The organism is Rhizobium sp. AG207R, assembly GCF_027109195.1.
Lineage (GTDB): Bacteria > Pseudomonadota > Alphaproteobacteria > Rhizobiales > Rhizobiaceae > Rhizobium > Rhizobium dioscoreae.
In genome coordinates, this window is the sequence record NZ_JAEPVT010000015.1 from 64,790 (window position 1) to 76,945 (window position 12,156).

10 protein-coding genes are annotated in these 12,156 nt (G+C 60.2%); 4 read left to right on the forward strand and 6 right to left on the reverse strand.

All coding sequences use genetic code 11. The features are described from left to right. Positions 1-44 precede the first annotated feature (44 nt). The 3 genes from holA to leuS are packed head-to-tail and all read right to left on the reverse strand — an operon-like array spanning position 45 to position 4,237. Positions 45-1,082, reverse strand: coding sequence for a DNA polymerase III subunit delta (gene holA, locus JJQ51_RS29160; protein WP_269245598.1), 1,038 nt, complete (start codon positions 1,080-1,082; stop codon positions 45-47). A 13-nt stretch (positions 1,083-1,095) separates the two neighbouring features. Continuing rightward, positions 1,096-1,617: an LPS assembly lipoprotein LptE gene (gene lptE / locus JJQ51_RS29165; RefSeq protein WP_113352848.1), complete on the reverse strand. Its 522-nt coding sequence runs from the start codon at positions 1,615-1,617 to the stop codon at positions 1,096-1,098. Further along, positions 1,607-4,237: a leucine--tRNA ligase gene (leuS, locus tag JJQ51_RS29170; protein WP_113389666.1), complete on the reverse strand. Its 2,631-nt coding sequence runs from the start codon at positions 4,235-4,237 to the stop codon at positions 1,607-1,609. The genes lptE and leuS overlap by 11 nt, the downstream gene beginning before the upstream one ends. A 199-nt stretch (positions 4,238-4,436) precedes the next feature. On the opposite strand from leuS, the gene JJQ51_RS29175 reads away from it, so the two are divergent. Continuing rightward, positions 4,437-5,096: a YggS family pyridoxal phosphate-dependent enzyme gene (locus JJQ51_RS29175; RefSeq protein ID WP_113352909.1), complete on the forward strand. Its 660-nt coding sequence runs from the start codon at positions 4,437-4,439 to the stop codon at positions 5,094-5,096. 217 nt (positions 5,097-5,313) lie between these two features. On the opposite strand, the gene JJQ51_RS29180 is transcribed toward JJQ51_RS29175, so the two are convergent. After that, on the reverse strand, positions 5,314-6,021 hold the full coding sequence (locus JJQ51_RS29180) for a DUF1013 domain-containing protein (protein WP_095433387.1): 708 nt from the start codon (positions 6,019-6,021) through the stop codon (positions 5,314-5,316). A 224-nt stretch (positions 6,022-6,245) separates the two neighbouring features. Here JJQ51_RS29180 and acs point away from each other — a divergent pair, with 224 nt between their 5' ends. Further along, positions 6,246-8,204 carry an acetate--CoA ligase gene (gene acs, locus JJQ51_RS29185; RefSeq protein ID WP_113389667.1) on the forward strand — a complete coding sequence of 653 codons (1,959 nt, stop codon included), beginning with the start codon at positions 6,246-6,248 and terminating at the stop codon, positions 8,202-8,204. Between the two features lie 63 nt (positions 8,205-8,267). Here the strand turns inward: acs and JJQ51_RS29190 are convergent, their stop codons facing one another. After that, positions 8,268-9,260, reverse strand: coding sequence for an alpha/beta hydrolase family protein (locus JJQ51_RS29190; RefSeq protein ID WP_269245599.1), 993 nt, complete (start codon positions 9,258-9,260; stop codon positions 8,268-8,270). A 37-nt stretch (positions 9,261-9,297) separates the two neighbouring features. Further along, positions 9,298-9,525, reverse strand: a complete 228-nt coding sequence (locus tag JJQ51_RS29195) for a DUF1674 domain-containing protein (RefSeq protein WP_069613897.1) — start codon at positions 9,523-9,525, stop codon at positions 9,298-9,300. Between the two features lie 111 nt (positions 9,526-9,636). Between JJQ51_RS29195 and htpX the strand changes: the two genes are divergently transcribed. Then, the gene (htpX, locus tag JJQ51_RS29200; protein ID WP_145636188.1) at positions 9,637-10,635 is read left to right on the forward strand and encodes a zinc metalloprotease HtpX; all 999 of its coding nucleotides are present in this window, start codon (positions 9,637-9,639) and stop codon (positions 10,633-10,635) included. Then, on the forward strand, positions 10,632-12,041 hold the full coding sequence (locus JJQ51_RS29205) for an RsmB/NOP family class I SAM-dependent RNA methyltransferase (RefSeq protein WP_269245600.1): 1,410 nt from the start codon (positions 10,632-10,634) through the stop codon (positions 12,039-12,041). Before htpX ends, JJQ51_RS29205 begins: the two co-directional genes overlap by 4 nt. Positions 12,042-12,156: the final 115 nt, after the last annotated feature.

Below are 12,156 nucleotides of genomic sequence, written 5' to 3' on the forward strand. Positions count from 1 at the left end.
GTCCGGATGGCGGATGCCTGTCCAAGTCCGTTTCCCGTGAAACATCAGGCTCTGCGTGCCGACTGCAATGTTGTCGCAAGCAGGGTTTGTGTTGCGATTGTGTCTTCGAGGCTCGCACGCTGGCGTGTCTGGAGAATGGCGGATTGCAGCCTGTTCATCTCGCGGGCGATCGCAGGGCCCGACCAGGTCTTGAGGGCCTGTTCAATGATCGGCTTACGCCTGAAATGCAGATGGCGCCCATGTGTCTGCATGACCTGTGCCGGGGCAACGCGCTTTTCATCCATTTCGGCTCGCATCGTATCGAGCATCTGAAATTGCCGCAGGCAGCTCTGCAGCACGAGAAACATCGGAGTTTTGGAGGAGGCGATCTTTTGCATGGCATGCAGAAAGGCCTCGGAATCCCCCTTCAAGATGGTATCGACGGCATCGTCAGTGGAAATCGCGCTGGCATCGCCGATGATCTCCATGACATGGTTCTCTTCGATTGTGCCCTGCCCGCGGCAGTAAAGCGCCAGTTTGCGCACCTCGTTTCGAGAGGCGATCCGGTCGCCGCCCAGAAGCTCGAGTAATGCCTGACGGGCTGCGGGGGCGATGCGCAACCCTTCATTTGCCAGTTCCGTATCGATCAGACCATTCAGCGCTCTGGCATCGTCGGCATAGCAGGGAATGGTTGCGACCGAGCGCGTCGGTTCCGCCACTTTGCGCAGACCTGCGCCCTTCTTCAGATCGCCGGCTTCAATGATGACGAAGCTTGCCTCCGGCGGGCTTTCGGCAATGATCTGCAGCGAATCGACCAATGCTTTTTCATTGGCGGCGCCGCGAATCCAGACGAGCTTTTCGCCGCCGAACAAACCGATGGCGTTGACTTCGTCGAGCAGGCGACCCGCATCGTTCTGCAGGTCACCGACATCGAGTTTGATGAGGGAAAAGGCATCATTGAGATCGACGCCGGTCCTGGCGGCAATCTGTGCGGCACGTTCGGAAACGAGGCCGCGATCCGGGCCGTAGATTACGAAGACCCGATAATTGCGCGCGGCGTTTTGCAGGAATCCATCAAATTCGTGAGACTTGATCTCTGCCATGCCGCGCTCTTTATCAGCGGCTGAGTGCGGCAGCGATATCGGCTGCGACCATCTCGGAGACTTCGCGGGCAGCACGGTCTTCCGAATCACGAATTGCGCGCTGCTTGGCGAATTCCTGCGTGGGGAAATCGACCAGCGACGTCACCGAACGGCTGCCGGACTTGATGACCTTGCCGGTGCCGATCTCCCTCAATGTGAACGAGACGGTCACAGTCGTGCGGCCTGCGGCCGACGTGCTCGAAGACGGAAGATAAAGCACACCGCCAGTACCGGAGCTGACGCTCAGATCGACATTGTATTTCGGCGTCTTGGTCTCGCCTGCGCCACGCCCCGCAATGAAGATCAGCTGATTGCGCACCTGGAGACCGACGCGCGAGCCAACGTCGGAGAAGGAAACCTCCGACAGCTTCTGCGTGACGCCAGTGCTGACGGCATAGAGCGGCCGAACCTGGCAGGCCGACAGAAGGCTGGCAACGGCCACAAGAGACGCAACGCCGGCGATGCGGGCGAATTTGAAAAGACTATCAGACGACAATGTTTACGATCCTCTGTGGAACGACGATGATCTTCTTTGGCGCCTGACCATTCAATGCGCTCGTAACGGCATCCAGGGCGAGCACGGCTTGCTGCACGGCATTCTGATCTGCATCGCGCGCGATTGTCAATTCAGCGCGCTTCTTGCCATTGATCTGAACGGGATAGATGATCTCGTTCTCGATGACGAGAGCTTCGTCATAGACCGGCCATGGGCTAGTCGCGACCATATGCGTGTTGCCGAGGGCGGCCGAACATTCCTCGGCCAGGTGAGGCGTGATCGGTGCAACCAAAGCAATCAGGATCTCGACGGCTTCGCGGACGGCAGAACGATAGGCGCCATCCGCCTGGCCGGCGGCCACTTTCGTCAGCGGTGCCGCCAGCGCATTGACGAATTCATAGATGCGCGCCACGGCCTTGTTGAAGGCGAGCTTGTCGTAATCACCCTGAACGGCCTTCAGCGTGCGATGGGCTATCTGCGAAATCGCCAGTGCCTCGCCTTCCTTAGCCGGAGTCGATTCGGCCGCTTTCAGGGCGTCGGCGGCTTCGGACACCAGACGCCACATGCGCTGCGTGAAACGATGCGCGCCCTCGACACCAGCTTCCGACCAGATGACGTCGCGATCGGGCGGCGAATCGGAGAGTACGAAGAAGCGTGCCGTATCGGCACCATAGGAGGCGATGATATCGTCGGGATCGACGACATTCTTCTTCGATTTCGACATCTTTTCGATCGAGCCGATGGCGATGTCCTCGCCCGTCGACAGCAGGGTCGCGCGGCGCTGGCCGTCCACTTCCTCGATCTTGATATCGGCTGGGGACACCCATTCGCGCGTGAGGCCGCTTCCGCGGCTATAGGTTTCGTGCACGACCATGCCCTGCGTGAACAGGCCCTTGAAGGGTTCTTTCACGTCAAGATGTCCGGTCTCGCGCATGGCGCGGGTAAAGAAGCGCGAATAGAGCAGGTGCAGGATCGCGTGCTCGATGCCGCCGATATACTGGTCGACAGGCAGCCAATGATTGGCGGCCTTGGGATCCGTCGGCTGGCTTTCCCAGGGGGCGGTGAAGCGCGCGAAATACCAGCTCGAATCGACGAAGGTGTCCATCGTGTCGGTTTCACGACGGGCGTCCTTGCCGCATTGCGGACAGGCGACATGCCGCCAAGTCGCGTGGCGATCGAGCGGGTTGCCCGGCTGATCGAAGGTCACGTCGTCGGGCAGCCTGACCGGCAGATCCTTCTTCGGCACCGGCAGCACGCCGCAATCATCGCAGTGGATAACCGGGATCGGGCAGCCCCAATAGCGTTGACGGGAGATGCCCCAGTCGCGCAGGCGGAAATTCACCTTGCGCTCGGCCTGCGGTGCATTGCCGAGGCTGGTCTCGGAGAGCTTCGTTGCTACGGTTTCGAAGGCTTCGTCGGTGCTCATGCCGTCGAGGAAACGGGAATTGATCATCACGCCGTCGCCGTCATACGCGACATCGCCGACGGTGAAGCTCGCCGCATCGCCATCGGCAGGCATGACGACGGGAACGACCGGCAAGCCGTACTTGCGGGCGAAATCCAGATCGCGCTGGTCGCCGGACGGGCAGCCGAAGATGGCGCCCGTGCCATAGTCCATCAGCACGAAATTGGCGATGTAGACGGGCAGTTCCCAGGATGGGTCGAAGGGGTGGCGGACGCGGATGCCGGTGTCCATACCCTTCTTCTCGGCCGTCTCCAGGGCTGCCAGCGAGGTGCCAGCGCGACGGCATTCCTCGCAGAAGGCCTCGATGGCCGGATCCTTGGCCGCCGCTTCCTTGGCGAGCGGATGGTCGGCCGAGATCGCCAGGAAGGAGGCGCCGAACAGCGTATCCGGACGGGTCGTGTAGACGGTGATTTCGCGATCGCTATTGGGAGCTGTTTCCGGCACAATTTCCCAGCGAACGGTCAAGCCCTCGGAGCGGCCGATCCAGTTCTTTTGCATCAGCCGCACTTTTTCCGGCCAATGATCCAGCGTATCCAGGGCATCCAGCAGTTCCTGGCTGAACTCGGTGATCTTGAAGAACCACTGCGTCAGCTCGCGCTGCTCGACGAGCGCGCCGGAACGCCAGCCGCGCCCGTCGATGACCTGCTCATTGGCGAGAACGGTGTTATCGACCGGGTCCCAGTTGACCTTGGACTTCTTGCGGTAGACCAGGCCCTTTTCCATCATGTCGATGAAGAGCATCTGCTGGCGATGATAATAATCGACATCGCAGGTCGCGAACTCGCGGCTCCAGTCCAGCGACAGGCCCATGGCCTTCAGCTGGGTGCGCATCGAGGCGATGTTCTGGTAGGTCCATTCCTTCGGATGCACCTTGTTGTCGCGCGCTGCGTTTTCCGCCGGCATGCCGAAGGCGTCCCAGCCCATCGGATGCAGCACGTTATAGCCGCGGGCACGCTTGTAGCGCGCAACGACATCGCCCATGGCGTAGTTGCGCACATGGCCCATGTGGATGCGGCCTGACGGATAGGGAAACATTTCTAGAACGTAGTACTTCTCACGCGGATCGGCATTGTCTGTCACGAAGACCTTTTCTTCGTTCCATTTTTCCTGCCAGCGGGGCTCGGCGTCGCGCGGATTATAACGTTCGCTAGTCATCTGTTCTTGTATTCCGGAAAATCATGGGGATTAAGGCGTGACCTTCACCACGAAACCACCCAAGCGTCAAGTTTAGCAGGTGCAGCAAGTGCCTTATCTTGCAAAGCAAAGCCGGATTCGGGTGCATTCGCCCTTGGCAAAGCCTGCGAGCCTCATTACTGCAAAGTTTGAGAAGCAAGCCAAATATCGAGGCGAAAAGATGGAACTTCAAGAGCGCCTGAACGAAGTCCGTTCCCATATCGCAGCCGCCGAGCGTCAGGCCGGCCGAGCTCCCGGCTCGGTGCAGCTCGTTGCCGTTTCCAAGACGTTCGCTGCCGATCAGATCCGGCCCGCCATTTCGGCCGGCCAGCGCGTGTTCGGCGAAAACCGCGTGCAGGAAAGCCAGGGCAAGTGGCCGGAATTGAAGGCGGAGACGCCCGGGATCGAGCTGCATCTGATCGGGCCGCTGCAATCGAACAAGGCCGCAGATGCGGTGGCGCTGTTCGATGTCATCGAGACCATCGACCGGGAAAAGATCGCGCGCGCTGTCGCCGACGAGATGAAGCGGCAGGGCAAGACACTGAGGCTTTATGTGCAGGTCAACACCGGGTTAGAACCGCAAAAGGCCGGGCTCGCGCCCGATGATACCCTCGCTTTCGTCGAGCTGTGCCGCAAGGAGCTTCGGCTTTCGATCGAGGGCCTGATGTGCATTCCGCCGGCGGAGGAAAATCCGGGGCCGCATTTTGCCCTGCTGGCCAAGCTTGCCAAGCAGGCCGGTGTCGAAAAGCTCTCCATGGGCATGTCCAGCGACTACGAAATCGCCGTCGCTTTCGGCGCGACAAGCGTCCGGGTCGGCTCGGCGATTTTTGGGGCGCGGTAGTTCTGCCGAAAACAAAAGGTGCGGAAGGCCTTGGTGTGTGGAGCACAGGACTGGCCCGGATTGGAGATTTGACGGAATCCCTCAGTGCCTGGAGATGGCAATCATGGAATTGTCCTCTCAACGCCTGCTGGGAGACGACGTCTACAATGCTCTCCGACAAACAAAAAAAAGCCCCGGTTTGGACGGGGCTTTGCATTCTTATCCGCTATGCCGGATCTCAGAACTGATCGTCGTCCTCGTCGTCGCGGCTGGTCGACTTCAGCGACTTCAGCTTGGCGAAAACAGCGTCGGCGTCGATTTCCTTTTCCTTCTCTTCTTCGCGATCGTAGCTGAAGCCGAGCTTTTCGGTTTCCTGAGCCGGCTGCAGGGTTGCGCCGAGTTCGGCGGCGGTCGGCAGCGGACGGCCCTTTGATGCCTTTTCGACTTCCATGTCGAGGTCGATCTGGCTGCAGAGGCCGAGCGTGACCGGATCCATCGGCGTCAGGTTGGCCGAGTTCCAGTGCGTGCGGTCGCGAATCTGCTCGATGGTCGACTTGGTGGTGCCGACGAGGCGTGAAATCTGCGCATCCTTCAGTTCAGGATGATTGCGCACCAGCCAGAGGATAGCGTTCGGACGGTCCTGACGCTTGGAGACCGGCGTGTAACGCGGGCCGCGGCGCTTGGATTCCGGCACGCGAACCTTTGGCTCGGAAAGCTTCAGCTTATGGTTCGGGTTGGCTTCAGCACGGGCGATTTCATCGCGGGTCAGCTGGCCGGTCGAGATCGGGTCGAGGCCCTTGATGCCCTGCGCTGCTTCGCCATCGGCAATGGCCTTCACTTCGAGCGGATGCAGCTTGCAGAACTGCGCGATCTGGTCGAATGACAAGGCCGTATTGTCGACAAGCCAGATGGCGGTTGCCTTCGGCATGAGCAATTGTTGAGCCATGGATATAGTCCTTCTGTCAGTCCGCGCCGGTGTCGCGGTCCGGGGTGTAACACCACATTGTCCGGGAAATACGGCCCTATATAGCGATAGTGTCGCGGAATTGCAATTCTTTGCGCATGAAATGCACTTTGTCCAATTGCTGTCGTAGTTTGACCTGCTATTTATTGCGCGGAAAGAGCACTCGCGGTTACAAAATCGGCGTGCGAGGATTTGAGGAGGAAACAATGTCGGAGAAGATCCATCCCGTGACGAAACCGGTCAAGGCGCGCGCCCTGATCGACAAGGCGAAGTACCAGAAATGGTATGAGCAGAGCGTCGAGGATCCCGACAAGTTCTGGGGCAAGCACGGCAAGCGCATCGACTGGTTCAAGCCCTATACCAAGGTCAAGAATACGTCCTTTACCGGCAAGGTCTCGATCAAGTGGTTCGAGGATGGCGTCACCAACGTTTCCTATAATTGCATTGACCGGCATCTGAAGAAGCATGGCGATCGCGTCGCCTTCATCTGGGAAGGCGACAACCCCTATATCGACAAGAAGATCACTTATAACGAGCTCTACGAGCAGGTCTGCCGGCTGGCGAATGTGCTGAAGAAGCACGGCGTCAAGAAGGGCGACCGCGTCACCATCTACATGCCGATGATCCCGGAAGCCGCCTATGCGATGCTGGCCTGTGCCCGTATCGGCGCAGTGCATTCGGTCGTCTTCGGCGGCTTCTCGCCGGAAGCGCTCGCCGGCCGTATAGTCGATTGCGCCTCGACCGTCGTCATCACCTGCGATGAAGGTGTCCGCGGCGGCAAGTCCATCCCGCTGAAGGAAAACACCGATAAGGCCATTCAGATCGCCGCCAAGCAGAAGGTCGCGGTCAAGACCGTCATCGCCGTGCGGCGCACCGGCGGCAAGGTTGCTTGGGAGCCCGGCCGCGATGTCTGGTATCACGAGGAAACCGCCAAGGTGAAGGCGGAGTGCCCGCCGGCAAAGATGAAGGCGGAAGACCCGCTCTTCATCCTTTACACGTCAGGTTCCACGGGCAAGCCGAAGGGCGTGCTGCACACGACGGCCGGCTATCTCGTCTATGCGGCGATGACGCATGAATATGTGTTCGACTATCACCCCGGCGATATCTACTGGTGCACGGCGGATGTCGGCTGGGTGACCGGCCATTCCTATATCGTCTACGGGCCGCTCGCCAATGCGGCGACTTCGCTGATGTTCGAAGGTGTGCCGAACTATCCGGACCAGGGCCGTTTCTGGGATGTGATCGACAAGCACAAGGTCAATATCTTCTATACTGCGCCGACAGCGATCCGTTCGCTGATGGGCGCCGGCGACCATTTCGTCAAGCGGGCCTCGCGCTCCAGCCTGCGCATCCTCGGCACCGTCGGCGAGCCTATCAATCCCGAAGCATGGGAATGGTATTACAAGGTGGTCGGCGACAGCCGCTGCCCGATCGTCGATACGTGGTGGCAGACGGAAACGGGCGGCCACATGATCACACCGCTTCCGGGCGCGACCGATCTGAAGGCCGGTTCGGCGACGCTGCCCTTCTTCGGCGTGCAGCCGCAGCTGGTCGACAATGAAGGCAACGTGCTGGAAGGGGCGGCCGACGGCAATCTCGTCATCGCCGACAGCTGGCCCGGCCAGATGCGCACCGTCTATGGCGACCACGAGCGCTTCATCCAGACCTATTTCTCCACCTACAAGGGCAAGTACTTCACGGGCGACGGCTGCCGTCGCGACGAGGACGGCTATTACTGGATCACCGGCCGCGTCGACGACGTGCTCAACGTCTCTGGCCACCGTCTCGGCACGGCAGAGGTGGAATCAGCGCTGGTGTCGCACAAGCATGTCTCGGAGGCAGCCGTCGTCGGCTATCCGCATTCCATCAAGGGCCAGGGCATCTATTGCTACGTCACGCTGATGGTCGGGATGGAAGGCACTGAAGCGCTGCGACAGGAACTGATAAAGCATGTCCGCGCCGAAATCGGCCCGATCGCCTCACCGGACAAGATCCAGTTTACCCCTGGCCTGCCGAAAACACGCTCCGGCAAGATCATGCGCCGCATCCTGCGCAAGATCGCCGAAGATGATTTTGGCGCGCTTGGCGATACTTCGACGCTCGCCGATCCTGCTGTCGTCGACGATCTGATCGCTAACAGGCAGAACAAGGCGGATGCGGCGTAGGTTGAGCCAGGGGGCACTGGGTCATTTGACATTAGGCGAGAGCTTGGCTCTCGCCTAAATCTTTCATCTTGCAGTGCTGAAAAAAGCAACTGCCATTTGAGCAACATAGTTGTGCACGTTTTCTCGCACCAAGCCAGCAACATCGGTAAAGACAGCTGGTGCGGCCTTCCGGCCTTGCGGCGTGGGTTCAGGCAAAAACGTATAATGGCCCACCCCGCCGCCCATGATTTCAAGGGAGCTCGAGCGCACATTCTCGTGGAGCCATGTGCAGCATTCATGGGCCGGCGCTATGACATCCGCATCGCCGCCAACGACCTGAACTGGTGCTGTTATTTCCTCGAGACTTTCCTTGGAAAAGCCGAGAACCGACCGACCTGGCGCGATCGCCAAAGCGGCTTTTATTCGATCATCCCTAAAACTGTCCCGTCGTCGATTCCATGATTCCAGGAATATCTCATATTGGAGAAGCGAGGGAATGTGATCCGCCAAATGAGGGAATTCTCTCGGTCCTCGTATCGGGCTCTTCTGAGGGTTATCCGGTTCGAACTGAGAGTACGCAACGCGCGCGCCGACGAGCAGCATCGCGGTATAGGCGCCGGCGGAGAAACCCGCGACGTAGGCATGCTTTTCGATAGCCCCGCCCAAAACCTCTCTCCAGTCATTGGCATTGAGCAAGGCGGTCAGATCGGCCGCCCGCTCCCAGAGACAGAGAAATCCCTCGGCTCTGTAAGGTTCTGAACCTGTGTGGCCGTGATGATCGATGCCCAGGGCCACAAAGCCGGCCTGCGCCAGACGATGTCCGAGCCATTCCAGGCCAATGGCAAGGCCGCCCGATCCGTGAGACAGCAACACCAGAGAGCGCGCATCGGTGGATTTCTTCATCGGCGCGTTGGGCGCGACCGGCTTTTGCTTGAACCAGGACGGCGAGGGTGCGATTTCGACCGCATCATCATTGGCCGGATACCACGCGCACCAAGCCAAAGGGCGGTGGCCCGTCCGGCTCCAGTTTGCGCGTTTCCTATCAAAGGACAGACCTTGAGAGAAACCTACAGGCATTATTCTCTCATCGAATTACGGCTAACCTAAACTCATTTCAAAAATCGATCGCGCGGCCGTTGATTTCCCAGTCGCCGAAGCGTGCGGGGTCGGCGCCGCCGCGGCCGCCGATTTCGGGGGGAAGCTCGGCCTGTGCTTGAGCTTCCTGCGCCTTGCGGCGCTCTTCTGCTTCGGCGAGGGCGCGCTTGGCCGCGGGTGAGAGCGGCTTGCGGGTGATTTCACCGGCTTCGGTGTCGAGTCTATTGTCGTTATCTGCGGTTTGCATGGTCTCGCGCGACCTCCGAAATATTGAAATGGAGGGAGGAATAGCCAAATCATAGTGCGTCCGGCCGCAAAGAAAAAGGTTCGGACTGCCGATCGTGTTGGAGACCCCTCGATGAATCTCATGCGTACTGCCATGCTGCTTGCCTTCATGACCGCGCTCTTCATGGGCGTCGGCTATCTGATCGGCGGCCAATCGGGCATGCTGATCGCATTGGTCGCCGCCGCCGGCATGAATTTCTTTTCCTACTGGAATTCCGACCGCATGGTGCTGTCCACCTATGGTGCGCAGGAGGTCGATGAGCGAAGCGCGCCGGAATTCTACCGCATCGTTCGCGATCTCGCCCGCAATGCCGGCCTGCCTATGCCGAAGGTTTATCTTTATGACAGCCCGCAGCCGAATGCTTTCGCGACGGGCCGTAATCCGGAAAATGCCGCTGTCGCTGCCTCCACCGGCCTGCTGCATGCGCTGACGCCGGAGGAGGTGGCCGGCGTGATGGCGCACGAGCTTGCCCACGTGCAGAACCGCGACACGCTGACGATGACGATCACGGCGACGCTTGCCGGTGCCATTTCCATGCTCGGCAATTTCGCTTTCTTCTTCGGCGGCCGCCGCGACAACAACAATCCGCTCGGCATGGTCGGCGTCCTTGTCGCGATGATCGTTGCCCCGTTGGCCGCCATGCTGGTGCAGATGGCGATCAGCCGTACGCGCGAATATTCTGCCGACCGCCGCGGCGCGGAAATCTGCGGCAATCCGCTTTGGCTTGCCTCCGCGCTCGGCAAGATCGCCCGCGGCGCGGCGCATATCCCGAATGAAGATGCCGAGGGCCATCCGGCGACGGCGCATATGTTCATCATCAATCCGCTCTCCGGCGAGCGCATGGACAATCTGTTTTCCACCCATCCGAATACGGAAAACCGCATCGCCGCGCTGCATGAAATGGCCCGTTACGGTGGCGGCGGCGCTTCGCCGATGACACCGTCTTCCGGCTCATCTTCCGGCTTTGGCTCGACGGGACCGTCCTTCACTGCTAATCCGGGGCGCAAATCGCGCTCCGTGCCGAATACGGGTCGCGGTGGTTCGCAACCGCCGAAGGGTCCCTGGTCTTGAGTTCTGACACGAAAAACAAAGCTTCCCATAGAGATGGAAAACGATCGGGCAAGCGGCCTCAGCAATCGCGGCCGCTTGATTCGTCTCCACTCAAGCCCGGCCTTGCGGCCCGCGCGGCGGCGTCGAAGATCCTGGGGGCCGTGCTGGACCGCAAGACGCCGCTCGACGGCATGCTGGATGCCGAAGGCGGCAGCGCCGCCTATACGACACTCAGCGATAGCGACCGTGCGCTGGTGCGCGCTATCTTGAATAGCGCGCTGCGCCACCTGCCGCGCATCGAGGCGGCGATCTCGTCGCTGCTCGATTCGCCGCTGCCGGAGGGCGCCCGTGCCCTGCATCATGTCCTCGTCGTTGGTGCGACCCAGATCCTCTATCTCGACGTGCCGGATCATTCCGCCGTCGATCTTGCTGTCGAGCAAGCCAACCGCGATCCGCGCAATCGCCGTTTCGCCAAGCTGGTGAATGCCATCCTTCGCCGCATCGGCCGCGAGAAGCAGGCAATCCTTGAGCGGGTTGCGAAGGTGCCGGCCATGCCGGCCTGGTTCCTTTCTCGCCTGGAAGCGGCCTATGGCGCTCCCGCTGCGCTAAAGATTTCCGACACGCAACTCGAGCCGGCGGCGATCGACCTGACCGTGAAATCCGATGCCGAGGGCTGGGCAAAGCGGTTGAACGGCGTGGTGCTGCCGACCGGCGGCGTGCGGCTTGCCGCCTTCGAAGGTTCCATTCCCTCTCTCGAAGGTTTCGATGAGGGTGAGTGGTGGGTTCAGGATGCTGCCGCCAGCATTCCAGCAAAACTTTTCGGTTCGCTGGCCGGCAAGCGGGTGGTGGATCTCTGCGCAGCACCTGGCGGCAAGACGGCGCAACTCATTCTCGCCGGTGCTAAGGTCACGGCTCTCGATCAATCCGCCAATCGCCTGAAGAGGCTGTCCGGCAATCTGGCACGGCTTGGCTTCGAAGCAGAAACCGTCGTTGCCGATATGAGCAAATATCAACCCGACGAACTTTTCGATGCGGCTCTTCTCGATGCCCCCTGCTCCTCCACGGGAACGACGCGCCGCCATCCGGACGTGCTGTGGACCAAGGGACCGGAGGATATCGCCAAGCTGGCCGCCCTGCAGGAACGCCTGCTTCGCCATGCCCTGACCTTGGTCAAGCCGGGCGGTGTGGTGGTCTTCTCCAATTGCTCGCTCGATTCCGAAGAGGGCGAAGATCTGGTTGCACGCCTGCTTGCCGATACCGGCAATGTCGAGCGCGTACCGATCCCATCAGGCGATTGGCCGGGTCTGGAAACGGCGATTTCGCCGCTTGGAGCCTTCCGCACCACGCCGGACATGCTGCCGCTTCCCGATGGCTTCGCCTCCGGCCTCGACGGCTTTTTTGCTGTCGCGCTTCGACGCACGCATTAGTCCCCACCTCGAATCGTTTTGACCGGCCGGTTAAAAAACCGGCAAACGTGTCTTTAATTGGTATATCTGTAACCTCTTTTTAACCACGGGTAATGAGAGTAAGCAGAAGCAAATA